We start from the raw sequence: 18,861 nt of genomic DNA on the forward strand, positions 1-18,861 counted from the left end.
GTACTTAAGGTGTTCAACACCTGATTATGATTATTTACCTTCATGTAATCCTCTAATAAAATGTGCACTTTCTTCATCTTCCGGATCTAAGGATAGGGACTGCGTAGAAACTTTACCCTGTACCCAGGCAAATACCAGCGGTAAGATAATTAATACGGCGAAAGTAGAAGCAATTAATCCTCCAATTACCGCTCTTCCCAATGGAGATACCTGATCACCACCCTCTCCATGACCAATAGCCATCGGTAACATACCCGCTACCATCGCCACACTGGTCATAATGATTGGACGTAAACGTAACCCTGCAGCCTCTCTGGCAGATTGCAGTGCATTTCCATTGTGTTTTCTTAACTCTTCAGCATTTGTAATTAACAGAACCGCATTGGCGATAGATACCCCTACTGACATGATAATTCCCATATAAGACTGTAAGTTAAGCGTAGAACCCGTTAGCTTTAACAATAACAACGAGCCTAATATTACTGCCGGTACTGTTGCCAAAATAACAAGCGGTACTCTGAACGATTGGAAATTAGCCGATAACATTAAGAAAATAACTATAATAGCCACTAATAAACCAGTCTGCAAACTGCTCAGCGTTTCATCAAGCACCTTGCCCAGGCCAATTTGTTCTACCACAACTCCCCTTGGCAATTCACCTACATTTTTGATAGCTAAAGCAACATCTTTATTAGCTGATCCCAAATCTTTATCATTCAGATTGGCAGTTACTGATAAGTATGGTGTAGCCCCAAGGTTATCATTTTCACCATAGGTCGTATCAGCCTTGATCGTAGCCACATCACTTAATACAGGTCTGCTGCTATTCTTAAGCAATGGGATCTCTCCAAGCTCATCCTTACTGTTCATTTCATTTAAAGGGACCTGCACCTGAACACCATAAGATAACCCGATCTTTTCATCTACCCAGTTATTCTTATCTGTATAACGTGAAGACGAAGTAGAAGCAATCAGTGATTTAGAAATATCATTTAAATCAATTCCAAGCTGCGCCGCACGTACCCTGTCAATATTAATATTTAAAGAAGGATATTTAATCGGCTGTGCAATCTGAACATCCCTCATATAATCGATTCTCTTTAACTCAGCAACGATTTTACCCGCATATTCTTCATTTATCTTTTTGTTTTTACCCGCAATCCTTACTTCAACCGGAGTTGGAGAACCCTGACTCAATACCTTATCAGTTAATTCGATAGGCTCAAATGATAACTTTACATCAGGAATCTCTTTTTTAACCGCATCACGCAACTTATCTTTCAACTCATCCATGTTCACATGATAATCTTTCAATGCGATCTGGAAAACAGCCTCATGAGGCCCGCCCATAAACAGATAGATTGGATTCACAGAGAAAAGCGCAGGATGCTGACCCACATAAACAGACGTAATACCCACATGCTCAGGTCCTACTAATTTTTTCAGCACCTTCAATATCATGTTTGCTTTTTCTTCCGTCCTTTCTAAACGTGTACCATCAGGAGCGCGCATCCTCAGCTGAAACTGACTTGAATTCACTTTAGGCAATACATCACGACCGATATTAGACAACATTAAGATTGCAGAACCGATAATAACGATCAGATAAATGATAACTACCGGCTTGCGGATCAGGAATAAACGATCAATGAAACGCATAAACCTGTTTCTGAACTTATCAAATAAGGTCACTTTTCCACCTTCATCATAACACTCACGCTCTACCAGAATTTTCTTCTGATTCAGAGTTTCCTGCTCAGATTCCAACGTCAAACCTGTCTGGTTAAAAGCATCCTCATCCTCAGTAATTGCAGGATCAGTTTTTACATGTTTGTGCGGATGCGCTACCATCAGCCAATTGGCCAGGATAGGTACAAAAGTCTGAGACAATAAGAACGAAATGATCATGGAGAACCCAATAGCCAGCGCTAAAGGTAAAAACAAAGCTCCAGGTATACCTGTCATCGTAAAAGCAGGCGCAAATACAGCCAGGATACATAATAAGATCAGCAACTTAGGAAAAGCGATCTCCTTACAAGCATCCCATATCGCCAGCGCTTTAGGTTTCCCCATATCAAAATGCTGGTGAATATTCTCTATGGTTACCGTAGACTCATCTACCAGGATACCAATGGCCAGTGCCAGCCCTGAAAGTGACATGATATTAATCGTCTGTCCGAATAATTTCAGGAACAATACACCTGCAATGATGGACGTAGGGATCGTTAGAATAACAATTAAAGCTGCTCTTTTATCTCCCAAAAACAACAACACCATTAATCCCGTCAGAATAGCACCAATAGCCCCCTCACTGATTAAACTTTCTACCGCATTAATAACCGATACAGACTGGTCAAATTCATAAGATAACTTTACGTCTTCAGGTAATGTATTTTGAATTTTCGGCAAATTAGCTTTCAAATTCTTTACCACATCCCATGTCGAAGCATCCCCCGATTTGGCAATACTCAGGTAAACAGAACGCTTACCATTAATCAGCGCATAACCATTCGTTACATCCGCACCATCCTTTACACTCGCAACATCACGTAAATAAAGATTCTGAACCCCTCCTTTAAACAATGGGATATTTTCAAAATCTTTGATTTCTTTAATCGTATAATTAGTTGGTGTAATATAATTTTTATTACCTATACGCACATTTCCCGAAGGGGCCGTTTGGTTATTCGTACTGATTGCACTTACAATCTGCTCTACCGTAAGGTTATGCGAACGCATTAAACCCGGATTCACATTAATCTCTACCGTACGCGGACTACCCCCAAAAGGTGCCGGAGCCAGTAAGCCTGGAATAGCAGTAAAAGAAGCACGAACATAGGTATTCGCTAAATCCTGCAATTCATTATTACTGCGGGTTGGACTGCTTAATACCAGCTGCCCAATAGGTAATGACGAAGCGTCAAACCTGATAATAAAGGGGGGCTGGGACCCGGGGGGGAAGATGGCCTGGGCCCGATTGGACAGCGCACTCAACTCTGAGGCTGCCTGTGCCATGTTCGTTCCCTCATAATAGGTCAGCTTCATCAGCATCAACCCCTGTGTATTTTTAGTTTCAATGCTTTTTATACCATTTGCAAAAAGCAGGATATTGACATAGTTTTTAGCAAAATAAGACTCCATTTGAGTTGGTGTATATCCCCCAAACGGGTGGGCAATATAAATAACCGGCAAATTCATCTGAGGTAAAATATCGACCTTGATACTGGTCATGGCACTGATACCAAAGAACAGTAAACCGGCAACAAACACCATTATTGAAATGGGTTTTCGCAATGCAAAACGTATTAAATTCATATTCGGGTAGCAGCTTAAAATTCGTTAATAAATAGATTATAATCACCCATTGCAGCTGATTTCAATAATAAAGCCTGCCATACATTGGTATAAGCAATATCACGATCGGTTTCTGCCCTGTTCAGCGCATAAAGTGCCTGCGTTAAATCAACAATCGTTGTCAACCCATTTTTATACAAAGTACTCTTCTGCAAATACGCCTCACTCGCTGCCTTCACTTGCACAGGAGCTTCATTATAATTGTCCATTGCATTTTTAATCTTGGTTTCAGCCAGCGCCAGCTGCGCATGTAATTGCTGATCAACCAGCTCATACTCATTCTGCAGACCACTGGAGATATAGCGCTGCGCTTTAACCTGCGGAGAATTGCGCAGGATCGTTGTTAAATTCCAGGTTACCCCAACACCGAATAAATAATTACCCCGGGTTGGATTCACACCATCGCCATAACTATGAGAATAAGCATTCAGGTTATTTGGATAATTAGCATCAAAACCTGACCCTCTGCCCTGTAAAATCCCAATTAAAGAAAAAGTCGGGTACGCCAGCTTTTTATAATAATTCAATTGCTGATTACTCACCTCTATCCTGTTCTTATAGAACTTCAAAAGCGGATGTTCATTGAAATTTACGTTCGTATCCGCTACTAAAATTGATTTCGGAACATGGTTAATCGAGGCCGTATCTACTTTAAAATCAGTAGCGGTAACTCCCATCAAAACACCCAGCTTATTTGCCTGCTCCTGTTCCAGGTCAATGGACTTGGTTAGCGAAATCTTGGCATTAGAAACTTCAGCGGCAGCTAATGCAGAATCTACACCAGCGATCAGTCCGTTTTTTGCGCGCAGTGCAGCATTGTCTTTAAAAATCGTTGCTCTTTCCAGGTTCTTCTGCTGAGACTTGGTTAACCGCTGTGCTGCGAGCAAATTCAGATAAGCTGCAGACACCCGCACCTCATGCTGGAATATCTCCTGGCTCAGGTCATTCTGGTCCCTTTTGAGGATTTCTTTCGAAACTTTGATCTTTTCACGGATTCTCCCGAAGCTGAAAAAATCCCAGTTTATATTACTGAGATACAACGCTCCAAAAGCAGCATTCCAATTTTGCTGGGCGAGCGCCGGGCCAGACGAAGCCGTGCTTAATCCGCCTAAAGCAGAAAGCGGTCCGTTCTGACCATTAATTGTTCCATAATCTTGCTGTGCAGCAAGAGTGAAATTTGGGAGATACTCCCTTCTGGCCTGTTCAACTGATTGTTTAGAGGCACTCACGTAATTGCCTTTTGCCTTTATCGTTCCATAGTTTGTAATTGCCGCATTCACCGCGTCCTTCATATTTAAGGTTTGCGCGTCAGCGGTTATAGCAGTACACAGGAAAGAGGAAAAAAGAATGGTAGAAAATGATAATCGGGGCATTAGATTGATGTTAAATTAAATCTATAATCTACTTAGTGTTTGTTGTACATGACAAAAGTATCTGTTAGAACATCAACCGGAAATATTCAGTTCAAATCAATACTTATTAAATTCAAACAATTAACCCAAAAACTGCTTATTTAAGGCTATTTAGAACGAAATACGGGCTTCGCAGTGGAAATAAAGGAGCAATTACGCAGCTATCAGCTTTAAAAATCTTTTAAATGACAATAGACTGACGCTCAAAGCCGCAAAATCAGCCCCTTTTCTCGCTTTATGGCCCATTAGACCTATAAATCGACCATAATCTGACCAGGTTTCTGATAAATGATTGTTTTAATAAAACCCCCATAATAAAAATCTGTTTTTAAGATACTATAGCGCTGTTCTTCAAAAAAATGCTCCGTATTTACCAATGTTTTTGCTTCTACGGATGAAATCTTACTGAAAAACAAGTACATAGACTTTAACAATAACAATTGCCAATGTTTACCCGCTTTTTCCGTGTAATAAAAATCCGCAAAAAGCCATTTTCCTCCAGATTTAAGCAAACCATGGAGCTGATTGAAGATCAACTGGATACTAGCCGCCGAAAAATTATCAAAAAAGAAAGCAGTGATCAGCACATCATAAACCCCTGATGGCTTAAAATCTTCCATTGCCGCATGAATATATTCTACTTTATTCCCTTTGACCGCTCTTTTTTTTGACAGCTCAAGCATTTTGGATGAAATCTCGATATAGGTAATACTTAAACCAGAAGAATGAACCTTAGCTATTTCCTCCAGAATCCACCCTGTCCCCCCCCCTGCTATCAAAACAGTACTGTTTGCAGGAATTGCACTCAACTGCTGAATCTGTGCTTTGACCTGTGACCGGAAAAAGATCATCCTGCTCAGTACATCGTAATACCCCGCAATACTGTCGTAATTATTCTTCATTTCCGTCTGTTAAAAGCAAATTAAATAAACTGCATGGCAATAATACCACAGATCGCCTTCACCATAATCAGCCCGTCGATGACGATAAGATAATAAAATATTTTCTTTCTTTTGTTCATCGAATAAGCAACCCATGCAGTTAAGAAAAAAGGAATCAGGTTAAAAATGATCCTGGATGGCGGAAAATGTTCAATACGGGCAAAAACCAGCAGCGATATTATTCCCGTTACCAGCAGCGGAATGAGTACATAAAATATTGTTTTTTTAAGCCCAATTCTAACCACAAAGGTCTTCAGCTGATTGTTTGAATCAATTGCATAATCCTTCATATCAAACATGATCGCGTTTACCGTACAGAACATCCAGTTTTTTACAAAAAGAAAATACCACAGCGTGGTTCTGGTTACATCAATGCCGGACTCTATTTTCAGCAAGATCAGCGGCAATAAATTTGCAGTGGCCGCCCATACAAACCCGATAATGAAAGGCTTCAGCCAGCCCGTATTTCGTAAATTGAGGTTAAAGAAAAATACAGGCACTAAACCATAGTATAAAATAGCCATGGCCAGGATGATACCAACAACCATCCAGTATTCAAACGGTAAATGTAAAATTGCCTCAAAATTACTGAGTACCATATAGAAAATCAGTCCTCCGCAAACCATACTCAGCAAAAGCTGGCTTAACCGTATAAAATTACGATGTTCCCCATACCATGCCGTTCTGGGATTTTGAGTTTTCTGACTATTGGTCGCCCCCATATACGCATAAGTATAATAGATTATTGGAGCAAGAAATAACAAAATGTAGTAATTTAAGGAGTTAAAAGGTACTTTTAACTGTAAAGTCGACTCTATAGTTAAGGCTACGGCCAGTAAACCAATAAAATAATTGCCAAAAAATATAAACTTTATAATTTTTAAACCCATTATAAGATTTCCTGAGCTGGTTTGAGAATCTGCATTAATTTGTAATTGCTATTTAATGGTATTTTTTAAGAATATCTTCTATTCTGGCATCAGGAACGAGATCCGTTACTGCAATTAACTTAATCTTTTTAAAATCAGGATGTAAAGTATTGATTACATAATTATTGCACTCGGGCATTACAGCCGATGGGACTTTCAAAACAGGTACCCTTAAATCATCAAACCACTTATTGCCAATCGGCTGACAATGACTATAATCATAAGGATCACGCCAATCCGGGTCCAGTTTACTTTCTTCGACCGTACTGATCAGCAAATCATCAGGAATTTCAATAAAAACAGTTCTAAAGTCCTGATTGAATCCCACTCCCTGTCGTCTTACCATATTTTCCATGAAAGCCAGCGGAATATTTTCTGCGCAGTAAATTACAGGCTTTCCTGTAGAAGCCCACCGCCCATTGGCACCAGAAGCAGTAAGTGAACCCGCATAATTTTTATGCCCTATTCTGAATACGATCATTTGTCTACTTAAACAGCGTCACCATAAGCCATTTTCAAGAGTTCATCTGCAACCAGATCTACCCCACCCGGAGTTGTTAACCAGTCCATAGGACGCTCTTTTGAATTCCAGAAAGGCTTATTTAACCAGTAGCTAAACTCGTCTACAGTGCCAAATAACTCCACTCCTTTTTTATAAAGGCCTATGAGTTTAAGCAAATGCTCCCCATAAACAGGCTCTAATAATTTCTTCTGCTCTTTATAATTGCTGATGGTCCGGGATGATATATTAATCAGGTCTGCCAATGATTTATTTGAAATATTAATCGCTTCCGCAAAATCATAGAATAAACCGGGTTTTAATCCCTGTCTCGCATATTGAAAGACCTTCATATCATCACTTACATCGATGGCATTAAACTTAACGCGAAGTGTCTCTGTACGTTTATCCGAAAGTAATACACTTGTAGCTGACATATCCTTGAGTTTTAGAACACTAATATACGAATTTTTTCAATATCAGTGTTGAAAATATTCGTACATCCATTTAGCTTCTGCACTAAACAGTCTTATTTACTTCGCTGTGACGATAAACGCGCTGCCCGGGCTAAATTATCCGTTGCCTGTAAGATTTTCGCCTTCAGACGCGGATTATAATCCGGATGATTTTTAAGAAAATCACGTACTATACCCGCAGCTGCTGCACTTTGATAATATCCGAATGTAGCTTGTAACCACGACTGTGGAAAGAAAATATCACCAGTAGCCTGAATTTCCGCTAACAACTCGAGGCTTTTCTCTAAATAAACGACACTATGCTGCTGACGCAAAGGATGATGCAAATAGTATAAAGCAGCCAGCACATTAGACTCTTTTGCCCTGTTTGCAGGAAATCTCAAACTATCAAAAAAATCATCCCTCACCCCTTGTTTTGCCGAAACAGCCGGCATAATGAACTCAAAGCGCTTTTTACGGTCAGGATTTGTAATTCTGGACTCCTGTATCGGTAAAATGGCAATATCAGCATCATCCCTTACCGCCAGAGAAAGTGCCAGGCTGGTATAATCATCCTCAGAAAGCGTGATGCCCGGAGGTGCTTTCTGGCTTTTCCAGATCTGATACAACTTATTTCTTGCCGCCGGACTTAGAAAAATGTCCTGATAGGCTTTAAAAAGTTGTTTTTTATTGTTGCTGCTTTTTTGCTGCAGCATCGCATCCCATAATTTATTTTCCAGCGCAGCTGATAAAAGCTGTCTTTCTTTAACAGCACTGAATTGCCAGTAAATTGTGCTGATATAATTGCTGAGCAACCTGACATTCAGCTCCTCCCCCTCTTTAGCCAATCCCTGGCTAAACAGCGTTAATAAAGCAGCAGGCTGAATATTTTTACCACTTAACATCTGCTCATATAAAGAGATATAGGCAACCGCGCGATGCAATGGCTTTTCCAGACCAAACAAATACTGCTGAACAGCAGGATCAACCGGCCACTCTCCATACCCATCACCAGCCGAGTTAAAAAGAATAAATAATGGCTTATCTAACCCTGCAGCCTCTTTAAGTTCCAGCTGTGCCGTTACTAAATCCGCACTGATCACTTTAACACGGTCAGGATAAAACAAAGTTACCTCAAAACTTTGCGGCCATACCCTTTGCGCTCCCAGCTCAGCTTGCTGGGTAATGATTAAACTGCTGATTTTATCTCCCTGGTAAATGATCTTATAATCAATTACAGGTCTGCCGTTCTCATTTACCCATACTTTATTCCATTTCTCCAGATCAACAGGCGTATGGCTATCCAGAATCCGGATCAGGTCCGGCCATGAAGCATTGCTATTTGCAAATTTCTTTAAATATTCTCTGACCCCTTGCTGAAACTTATCTTTTCCCATCAGCTTTTCCAGCTGCTGCATCATAATCGGAGCCTTATGGTAAATGATATTCCCATAAAGTGTGCCCGCATCCTTTAAATTATCCAGCGGCTGACGAATAGGATTAGCGCCTGCAGTACGATCAACCGCATAAGCTGCAGGAAAATGATCAATCAGGAACTTAAGCGCATAATTATCCTTCCCATCTGCTTCCTCCGCACTTTTATCTGCCATAAAATTGGCAAAAACCTCCTTCATCCAAACATCAGAAAACCAGTCCATCGTGACCAGATCGCCAAACCACATATGGGCAGTTTCATGTGAAATCAGGTTATTACGCGCATTCAGCTGATCTTTAGTTGCACCAGCATCCAAAAACAAACTAGCCGCTTTATACTGTATGGCACCCGGATGTTCCATTCCGCCAAACTGAAAATCAGGAATAGCTACAAATCCGAATTTCTGGAAAGGATAAGGAATCCCGGTCCAGTCTTCCAGGTATTTTAAAGCCGCAGAATGAATCGCATATATTGCAGGCAAACTGGGTTTAATTTTGGCAGCATCCGTTTCCCGGTATAGAAAACTTGCCCGTTGTGTATTTACAATCCCTTTGTCAAGCTGAAACTTACCCGCTGCAAATGCAAACAAATAAGTACTTAACAGATCAGAAGTTTTATAATGGTAAGTTTTACGCTCCTGTTTCTGCACCGTATCTTTCAGCTCCGCATTCGCTATTGCTTTCCAATCTTTAGGTAAATGAAGCGTTAAAGTATAAGTAGCCTTCAAATCAGGCTGATCAAAACAAGGAAAAACCGTTCTTGCCCTGTCCGGCACAAATAAAGTATACAGATAATCAGTATTCCTGTTTAATGCGCCATCACCTGCCCGGAATAGAATCCGGACCTCATTGTCCCCTTTCTTTAAAAACTCAGGAAGAAGGATCAGATGTTCTTTACTATGGGTTACCGGAGCTGTTTTACCGTTAATAGTCAGTAAGCTGATTTTTGCAGGATCTTCTTTAAAATCAAGCTGCAAAGGTGTTCTGACACTACTCAGCTTAAAATTCAGAATTTCATGTGCAGCAATCCCTTTATTCTTTTCAGCTGGAATATCAAGTTCAAGCGTATAATGAATAGCCGTCAGCACAGCTTTACGATAAAGTGCCAGTGACCTGCTCACCCCATTTTCCACTACAGGGACCACAGGCCCTGCTTTTCGCGAAGAACAGGAAGTCAATACAATAACCAGGAATAACAATATTTTGTAGCGAAAAACCATGCCGGCAATTTACTATTTTAGTTCAGATTCAGAATATAAACAAGTACGAAACATTTTATCGAAACCGAACACTTTAAGCCCTTTCCCAATCACAACAATCTTTGTTTCTTTAATTTCATCAGGTAACCAGTTCTCTCCAAGTGTGATAGAAAGTGATTTTCCTACAGTTTGCAAGATGATCCTGCTTTGAAAAAGATGGCTGTAAATAACTCCCTTGATCCGGTATACATTGGCCGACTGTACAATCAGAAAAACCATCATCCGATGCTCCAGCTCTTCAATATTTAAACTCTCTTTATACTTTAAAAGGATAGTTTCAATATCACTATGCTCATGTTTTTGATGAGAAGCAGTAAAAGCCATCAGAGGCTGCTTTTCATCCGTGCCATTACTCAGACTGAACATTCCTTTTGGCGTTGAAACAGGCTTTGGATTGCTGTAGAAATTGGCAAAACGCTCTCTGGCAAACAGTTTACGTACCTGGAAATCATCCTGGGTGGCAATTAATATCTCTGCAAACGGATTGATAGCTTTCAAAACAGCCTGCAACTCTTTCAGATAATCCGCACTCACCCGCTCTATCTTATTTAATAAGATACTATCACTAAAGGCGATCTGTTTAATCGCTTCCGGGCGCTCCTTTAACTGATCTTCAATCAATTCCGCATCGACAATACAAATGACCCTTTTTAAATCATATCCCCTTTTCACCTGGTCCATCGTTAAAAAAGGATGCGCAATATTTGCAGGGTCAGCAATTCCTGTAGCCTCTATAATCAAATGATCCCAGGAATCCTTTTTATCCCATAAATTATTTAAAATCTCAAAAAGGTCATCATTCAGCGTACAGCAAATACACCCATTATTCAATTCCACGATCTCTTCGTCCCCTTTAATAATCAGTCCGGCATCAATACTTTCTGAACCGATCTCATTCTCAATGATCGCAAAACGGGTATCCTTCATCTTTGAAATTACCGCATTCAGGACTGTTGTTTTTCCCGCACCTAAAAATCCTGTGAGGATCGTTACTTCTTTTGCCTTCATATAATCATTGAAATTTGAGCTGCCTGCTGATTTACAAACTTACTATTTACACCCTGTTTTTGCCAAATAAAATAATGTTCCATACTGCACTTTGTAAATTTTATGTGGTTCGGGATATTTTCCCGGTAATATTTTTTCAATATTGCCTAAAAGATGTACATTGCCAGACAAAGATACGCAAATGCAATATTGTTGCGAAATAAATATTACGTTGAATACTAATCAAACACACAATAATGAATAAATCAATATTTAAACCTTTAGTCTTCGCCTCAGGACTATTACTAACATCCACTTTTGGATTTGCTCAGGATAACCTGGTAAATTCTTTAAAAAACAATCAATCTGCAAACAGTACTTCAGGATTTAAATTCACAGATGTGATTAACCTTGAAAATACTTCTGTTAAAAACCAGGGGTCTTCAGGAACTTGCTGGAGCTACTCTACAAACTCTTTCCTGGAATCAGAAATGATCAGAATGGGTAAACAGCCTGTAGCTTTATCAGAAATGTTCTCCGCACGTAACGTTTATGTAGAAAAAGGTAAGAACTACGTACGTATGCACGGTGCAGTTTCTTTAGGAGACGGTGGTGCTTTGCATGATGTAATCAATATGTACAGAAAATACGGTGCAGTTCCACAAGTAAACTACACAGGATTAAACTATGGTACTAAAATCAATAAGCTGAGTGAAATGGGTTCAATCACTACCGGCATATTAGAAGCTGTAGTTAAAAACAAAACCTTGACACCAAACTGGCAGAAAGCTTATACAGGAGCAATTGACTCTTATTTAGGCCAGGTTCCGGAAAAATTCGATTACAAAGGTAAAAGCTATACCCCGCAAACTTTTGCAAAACAAGTAGTAGGTATTAATCCTGATGACTATGTAGAATTGTCTTCTTTCAACGATTATCCTTTTTACAGTAAATTCACTTTATTAGTACAAGATAACTGGTCATTTGACCAGGTTTACAACGTTCAAGTAAATGAAATCACTGACATCATTGATAACGCATTGAAAAACGGTTACTCTGTAGCCTGGGCTACTGATGTAAGTGAGAAATCTTTCTCTTACAAAAATGGTGTAGCTTATGTTCCTGCTAAACCCTATGAAGAAATGAATGAGCAGGAAAAAGCAACAATGTTCAGTGAGCCAAAACCAGAAATGGAAATTACTCAAGAGAACCGTCAGTTAGCTTTTGACAACTATGAAACTACAGATGATCACGGTATGCACATCGTTGGATCAGCTAAAGATCAAAATGGTAAAGAATACTATATTGTTAAAAATTCATGGGGCGTAACCAATGACTACAAAGGTTATTTATACGTAACCAAGAACTATGTTAAATATAAAACTACTGCTTTCTTATTAAACAAAGGTGGTATACCAGCAGCAATCAGAAAAAACCTGGGTATTTAATCCATTATAACAATACATAAAAAAGGGGTTAAAAGTATCATATGATACTTTTAACCCCTTTTTTATGTATTGTTATTAACCCTTGCTGATCACCCGCGTTCCACCCGATCCGGCAATTACCGCTTTAGCAGCCATTCCATAAAACAGCGAATGATCCACCACACCCGGGATCATTTTTATCGCCACATTTAAGGCACTTAATTCAGGCAGTTCCGTAAAATGAATATCTGCCAGTAAATTACCATGATCAGAAATCAGCGCCCCATCTTTTTGACTGCTCATTCTTAATTTTACAACTGACTCCGGATAAACTGAATGAATATGTTTCAGAACAACCGGTAACGCTTCCTGCAGAATTTCTATAACCAAAGGATAAGTATGATCCAGCTTAGTGACCATTTTACCCTCATCCCCTATTAAAATAAAGGTGGAAGCCATGGAGGCAAGGATCTTTTCACTCGTATGGATCCCCCCGCCGCTTTTCAATGCGTTCAGCGCAGAATCAAACTGATCACAACCATCAAAGTAAATATCCAGCTTTGACAATGCACTGGAATACAATACATTCAAACCTTTTTCAAGCAGGTAAGCGCGCGTTTTAAACGAAGAAGAGACAAACTTCAAAGATGCGGCAAATTCCTGCTGCGCGCTGATTACATTCACTAAATGTACAATCGTACTGCCAGCGCCTAAACCAATAGTTTGTCCCTCTTTTATAAAATCTAAAGAAGCTTTAGCAGCTTCCAATTTGTAATCAATCATCTGAATCGAATTAGTATCCGCGCTAAATTTAATATATTTATCCATGCAAGAACCTATAAAAACAGGCATATTATCCTTTGGAATGTCTGGAAAGTTATTTCACGCCCCATTCGTCGCTGCACATCCCGGATTTGAATTGTACGCAGTAGTAGAAAGATCAGAAAAAACAGCGCAGCTCCGTTTTCCGGAAATCAAGAGCTATAACACTGTAGATGAACTTATTGCAGACCCGTCCATCGAACTGGTCATCATCAACACTCCAAACTACACCCACTTTGAATTTGCGCAAAAAGCCCTTCGTGCCGGTAAACATGTTTTAGTAGAAAAACCATTTACAGTGACCGTAGCAGAAGCCAAATTGCTTTTTAAAGAGGCAAAAGAACATAACCTTCATATCCTTCCCTACCAAAACCGCCGTTACGACAGCGATTTTTTAGCCGCAAAAGAGATCGTAGAAAGTAAAAAACTAGGACAACTCGTGGAAGCGCATATCCGTTACGACAGATACCGGTATACCATCGGGCCTAAAGTATTTAAAGAAACACCAATGCCAGGCAGCGGTTTATTATATGACCTTGGCCCTCACCTGCTGGATATGGTATTTGCCCTGTTCGGAGAGCCATTATCCTGGACTAAAACATTAGGCTACTACCGTCCTGGCACACAAGTAGATGATTATGCCTGTCTGCATTTAAAATATTCTGATAACCTGCAGGTATTTATTACCATGAGTATGCTCGTTGTAGAACAGCAGCCCGCATTTGTGATCAACGGAACAAAAGGTTCTTATTTCAAACACCGTTCAGACATACAGGAAACGCAGCTGTTAAAAAACATGGACCCTAATGATCCTTTATATGGTATTGAATTGCCAGGAAAAGAAGGTATTCTGAGTACGATTGATGCAGGTGGCCAAATCACAAAAATCAGCATTCCGCCAGGCAAAGCATCCTATCTGAACTTATTCGAGGCAGTTTATCAAACCATAAGGGCAAATCAACCCTATCCCGTACAACAAGAACAGATTATCCGCCAGTTGACCATACTGGAAAGTAAATAACAACAAAAGGGCCGTATTATTCAAAAAATACGGCCCTTTTTACGAAACAACAATAAAACTTATTTAATAATTGCTGTAGGTTTTTTATGTTCATCAATCGCTACAAAGGAGAATTCACCAGTCACCGCTTTTTCACGATCCTCACAATACATCTGCTCCACATAGATCTCCACCTTTACTTTCATACTAGTATTTCCAATATGACTTACCGTACCAACCAGTTCAACAATTGTTCCGGCAGGAATAGGCATTTTAAAATCTATACGGTCACTGCTTACGGTAACCATTCTCTGGCGGCTGAATCTTGTGGCGGTGATAAAGGCCACCTCGTCCATCATGTGCATGGCTGTTCCGCCAAATAAAGTATCATAGTGATTGGTAGTATTAGGGAATACGGCTTTAAAAATTCGGGTTTCTGATGCTTTAATCTTTTCTTCTATAGTCATTTTTGTATTTTATATATATTAAAAAACGGATGACCTGCAAACAGACCACCCGTTTAAGGCTACAAACTTACTGGTTCTTTTACAGATAAACGCAATTCTTTTGCAGCTTCAACCATTTCGATCAAGGCTTTTTTAGTTTCATCCCAATGGCGTGTTTTTAAACCACAATCCGGATTAACCCATAACTGGGCAGCCGGGATCACAGCTTTTGCTTTTTTCAGTAAATTGACCATTTCTTCCTTCGAAGGAACCCTTGGCGAGTGAATATCGTAAACGCCCGGGCCAATTTCATTCGGATAATTGAAATCTGCAAAAGCATCCAGCAATTCCATTTGTGAGCGTGAACATTCAATTGTGATTACATCTGCATCCATGTCTGCGATATGCTGAATAATATCATTGAACTCTGAATAACACATATGCGTGTGAATCTGTGTTTCATCACGTACCCCGCTTGCAGAAATCCGGAAAGCCTGAACTGCCCACTTCAAATAGTCCTGCCAATCTGATTTGCGCAAAGGTAAACCCTCACGAATTGCAGGCTCATCAATCTGAATGATCTTAATACCAGCAGTTTCCAGATCACAAACCTCATCACGGATAGCTAAAGCAATTTGCTTACAAGTCAGTGAACGCGGCTGATCGTTTCTTACAAATGACCACTGTAAAATAGTTACAGGCCCCGTTAACATCCCTTTAACCCATTTACTGGTCAGCGACTGCGCATAAGAAGACCACCTTACGGTCATTGGCGCAGGGCGATACACATCCCCAAATATAATCGGAGGTTTCACGCAGCGGCTGCCATAACTCTGTACCCAGCCATTTTTAGTGAAAACAAATCCAGCAAGCTGTTCCCCAAAATATTCAACCATGTCATTCCGCTCAAACTCCCCGTGAACAAGCACATCAATGCCCGTATCTTCCTGAAAACGGATTGTTTCTTCGGTTTCTTCTTCAATCAGCTTATCATATTCTGCCTGCGTTAAATCACCCTTCTTGAATTTAGCTCTCCAGCTGCGCACCTCAGGAGTCTGCGGGAAAGAACCAATTGTAGTGGTTGGGAATAATGGCAAGTTTAAAGCCTGCTGTTGTGCAATTTTACGGTTTGAATAAGCAGTTAACCTGTTCTCTTGCTTTTCAGTTACTCCAGCAACACGGTTTTTCACCGCATCATTATGAATTAAGGCTGAAGTTCTGCGGCTTTGATTTGCAGTTACATTAGCCTTTAAAGCTGTAATTGCAGCAGCAGCAGGATCCTGACCGGCCAATTGTTTCAAATGAACAATTTCGTCCACTTTCTGACGGGCAAAAGCAAGCCATTGTTTAACCTCAGGTTTCAGCGTTTTCTCATTCGTCTCTAAAGTTAAATCACATGGAGAGTGAATCAACGAACAAGAAGGAGAAACTAAAATCCTGTCCGCCCCTATTTTTTCTACAGCCAGATTTAACTGTGAAAGTGACTGCTGGAAATCATTTTTCCAGATATTTCTTCCATCCACTACCCCCAAAGACAATTGTAAATGGTTAGGAATAGCTGCCAGCACACGCTCTAATTGCTCAGGAGCTCTCACCAGGTCAATATGTAATGCAGTAACCGGCAATGACGCTGCAAGCTCCAGGTTATCTTTTAAGCCTTCAAAATAAGTAGCTAAAAGAACCTTCACCTTTGGAAACTGTTTTTTGATCTCCTGATAAACATAAGTATAAGCATCTTTTTCCTGCTGCGTTAAATCCAGCACAAGGAAAGGCTCATCAAACTGTACCCACTCTACCTGCTGGTCCGCTAACTCTTTTAAGATTTCCAGGTATACTGGTAACAGGTTTTTGATCAGTTCAATTCTGTGGAAACCTTCTTGTTTTTCTTTACCTAAAAGCAAATAAGAAACAGGGCCGATAATTACCGGTTTGGTTTTTATACCCAAACGTTTCGCCTCATTATATTCATTGATGATTTTCTGAGAAAAAAGCTTGAAGGTCTGATCCTTATGGAATTCCGGCACAATATAATGGTAGTTGGTATCAAACCACTTGGTCATTTCCATGGCAGTAATATCAATACCATCTTTCTGATACCCCCTTGCCATGGCAAAATAAAGATCCAGCTCCGTATTGGCCTTGTTTAAAATAACTTCCTGATAGCGTTTTGGAATTGCGCCTACTGTTAGAGAAAGATCCAGTACCTGGTCATAAAAAGAGAAATCATTGGAAGGAACAAGATCTATTCCTGCTTCCTGCTGAAGCTTCCAGTTCGTGGTACGGATTTCTTTTCCTGCTTGTAACAGGTTTTCGATAGGTGTTTTGCCCGACCAGTAAAGTTCACTGGCTTTTTTGAGTTCTCTGCTGCTACCTATTCGCGGATAGCCAAGATTGTTTGTTAGCATTTTCATTGCTTTTTAAATGATAAAAAAATCAGTTAAAAGCTCTTTAAGCTAAATGTTCACAATGTTTTACAAAGAAGGAGAGATTAAATATATACGCACCAGCAACCATTAAACGTAATACATACGCTGACAGCAGCAATTAAAAACGCATCATATCTGATCAAAAGCTTCAATTCGCGAAAGCATTGTCAATTCGAAACAGGCAGGTCTCCTGACTTGTAACATTTTTGCCATCCTTCCCATCTTTAAAAGACAGTGGATATTATTCCGGCAAAAACTGTGAAGTTACTTACAGTTGCGCGACAGCTCGTGATTTGCACACGATTCCCTATTAATCTGCGTTAAGCAGAACCTTTTCCGGTTGATGAAGAAAAAATAGTAAAGAACTTAATCAACTCAAATATAAATGAAATTAGATTGCGTTGGTCAGGAAAATCAGTTTTTCTCTGAATTAGCTAAAACACGTTCAATCAAACTTAACTCATCTGCGCTAAACGAAAGCTGATCAAGACATTTAATTGAATCCGCAAGCTGTTCAGGTCTGCTGGCCCCTACCAAAACAGAAGTGATCCGCTCGTCTCTCAAAATCCAGGATAGTGCCATTTGTGCCAGGCTCTGTCCACGTTTAACCGCGAGAGTATTTAATTCCTGTAACTGCTGAAGACGTTCGCCAGTAATCTGATTTTCCTGTAAGAACCCATGCGGTTTTGCCGCTCTTGAATCTTCAGGAATACCGTGCAGGTATTTATTGGTCAGTAAGCCTTGAGCTAATGGCGAGAAAGGAATACATCCTACCCCCTGTTCACCCAGCAAATCCAATAACCCACCTTCTATCCATCTTTCAAACATAGAATATTTAGGCTGATGGATTAAGCAGGGTGTACCCAGCTCTTTCAAAATGCGTAAAGCTTCAGCCGCCTCAGCTGCAGGATAATTTGAAATCCCAACATAGAGCGCTTTGCCCTGGCGCACCATCAAATCAAGTGTACCCATGGTTTCCTCCAGTGGTGTTTCAGGGTCCGGACGATGGTGATAAAAAATATCAACATAATCAAGCCCCATACGTTTTAAACTCTGGTCAAGGCTGGAAACTAAATATTTTTTAGAACCCCAGTCCCCATAAGGGCCATCCCACATCGTATAACCCGCTTTAGAAGAAATGATCAGTTCATCCCGGTAAGCCGGGAAATCCTGTTTGAAGATCGTACCGAAGTTTTCTTCTGCCGATCCCGGAGGCGGGCCATAATTATTGGCGAGGTCAAAATGTGTGATTCCACTATCAAAAGCGAGTTTCAGAATATTTCTGGAATTTTCCAGCTGATCCACGTATCCGAAATTATGCCACAATCCTAAAGATATGGCAGGTAATTTTAAACCGCTTTTACCGCAACGGCGGTATTGCATTTTGGTATAACGTTCAGGGTTGGCAATATATGGCATAAAAAAAGGGTCAAAAAAAAGAGGGTAATGAAACCCCCTCTTCCGGTAAGG

14 protein-coding genes and 1 riboswitch are annotated in these 18,861 nt (G+C 40.2%); of the genes, 2 read left to right on the plus strand and 12 right to left on the minus strand.

Annotated features, from left to right (window positions below):
• Nucleotides 1-30: 30 nt before the first annotated feature.
• From LY11_RS03505 to LY11_RS03540, 8 genes are all read right to left on the minus strand, one after another.
• Complete coding sequence (locus tag LY11_RS03505; RefSeq protein WP_111632355.1) at nt 31-3,315, minus strand: efflux RND transporter permease subunit; 3,285 nt, start codon at nt 3,313-3,315, stop codon at nt 31-33.
• A 14-nt stretch (nt 3,316-3,329) separates the two neighbouring features.
• Entirely contained in the window at nt 3,330-4,727 is a 1,398-nt protein-coding gene (locus LY11_RS03510) for a TolC family protein (RefSeq protein WP_111632356.1), read from the minus strand.
• A gap of 290 nt (nt 4,728-5,017) precedes the next feature.
• Nucleotides 5,018-5,668, minus strand: coding sequence for a class I SAM-dependent methyltransferase (locus tag LY11_RS03515; protein ID WP_111632357.1), 651 nt, complete (start codon nt 5,666-5,668; stop codon nt 5,018-5,020).
• Between the two features lie 20 nt (nt 5,669-5,688).
• Nucleotides 5,689-6,597 carry a UbiA prenyltransferase family protein gene (locus LY11_RS03520; RefSeq protein WP_111632358.1) on the minus strand — a complete coding sequence of 303 codons (909 nt, stop codon included), beginning with the start codon at nt 6,595-6,597 and terminating at the stop codon, nt 5,689-5,691.
• A 52-nt stretch (nt 6,598-6,649) separates the two neighbouring features.
• On the minus strand, nt 6,650-7,117 hold the full coding sequence (locus LY11_RS03525) for an RES family NAD+ phosphorylase (protein ID WP_111632359.1): 468 nt from the start codon (nt 7,115-7,117) through the stop codon (nt 6,650-6,652).
• A gap of 8 nt (nt 7,118-7,125) precedes the next feature.
• Entirely contained in the window at nt 7,126-7,572 is a 447-nt protein-coding gene (locus tag LY11_RS03530) for an antitoxin Xre-like helix-turn-helix domain-containing protein (protein ID WP_211321476.1), read from the minus strand.
• Nucleotides 7,573-7,664: 92 nt separating this feature from the next.
• Nucleotides 7,665-10,244 (minus strand): M1 family metallopeptidase, encoded by a 2,580-nt coding sequence (locus tag LY11_RS03535; RefSeq protein ID WP_111632360.1) that lies wholly within the window; start codon nt 10,242-10,244, stop codon nt 7,665-7,667.
• Between the two features lie 12 nt (nt 10,245-10,256).
• Nucleotides 10,257-11,291: a CobW family GTP-binding protein gene (locus LY11_RS03540; RefSeq protein WP_111632361.1), complete on the minus strand. Its 1,035-nt coding sequence runs from the start codon at nt 11,289-11,291 to the stop codon at nt 10,257-10,259.
• 236 nt (nt 11,292-11,527) lie between these two features.
• Here LY11_RS03540 and LY11_RS03545 point away from each other — a divergent pair, with 236 nt between their 5' ends.
• Nucleotides 11,528-12,718 carry a C1 family peptidase gene (locus tag LY11_RS03545; protein ID WP_111632362.1) on the plus strand — a complete coding sequence of 397 codons (1,191 nt, stop codon included), beginning with the start codon at nt 11,528-11,530 and terminating at the stop codon, nt 12,716-12,718.
• 75 nt (nt 12,719-12,793) lie between these two features.
• On the opposite strand, the gene rpiA is transcribed toward LY11_RS03545, so the two are convergent.
• Nucleotides 12,794-13,525: a ribose 5-phosphate isomerase A gene (gene rpiA / locus LY11_RS03550; RefSeq protein ID WP_170132616.1), complete on the minus strand. Its 732-nt coding sequence runs from the start codon at nt 13,523-13,525 to the stop codon at nt 12,794-12,796.
• Between rpiA and LY11_RS03555 the strand changes: the two genes are divergently transcribed.
• Entirely contained in the window at nt 13,524-14,540 is a 1,017-nt protein-coding gene (locus tag LY11_RS03555; RefSeq protein WP_111632364.1) for a Gfo/Idh/MocA family oxidoreductase, read from the plus strand. The genes rpiA and LY11_RS03555 overlap by 2 nt on opposite strands.
• Nucleotides 14,541-14,599: 59 nt before the next feature.
• Here LY11_RS03555 and LY11_RS03560 read toward each other — a convergent pair whose 3' ends face one another.
• The 3 genes from LY11_RS03560 to mgrA all read right to left on the minus strand — a co-directional run bounded on the left by LY11_RS03560 (nt 14,600) and on the right by mgrA (nt 18,810).
• Nucleotides 14,600-14,986, minus strand: coding sequence for an acyl-CoA thioesterase (locus LY11_RS03560; RefSeq protein WP_111632365.1), 387 nt, complete (start codon nt 14,984-14,986; stop codon nt 14,600-14,602).
• A gap of 59 nt (nt 14,987-15,045) precedes the next feature.
• Entirely contained in the window at nt 15,046-17,370 is a 2,325-nt protein-coding gene (gene metE / locus LY11_RS03565; protein WP_111632638.1) for a 5-methyltetrahydropteroyltriglutamate--homocysteine S-methyltransferase, read from the minus strand.
• 184 nt (nt 17,371-17,554) lie between these two features.
• Nucleotides 17,555-17,741, minus strand: a riboswitch (cobalamin riboswitch).
• A 64-nt stretch (nt 17,742-17,805) separates the two neighbouring features.
• The gene (gene mgrA, locus LY11_RS03570) at nt 17,806-18,810 is read right to left on the minus strand and encodes an L-glyceraldehyde 3-phosphate reductase (protein WP_111632366.1); all 1,005 of its coding nucleotides are present in this window, start codon (nt 18,808-18,810) and stop codon (nt 17,806-17,808) included.
• Between the last annotated feature and the right edge of the window lie 51 nt (nt 18,811-18,861).

The sequence above is a fragment of the Pedobacter cryoconitis genome (genome assembly GCF_003259615.1).
Classification (GTDB): domain Bacteria; phylum Bacteroidota; class Bacteroidia; order Sphingobacteriales; family Sphingobacteriaceae; genus Pedobacter; species Pedobacter cryoconitis.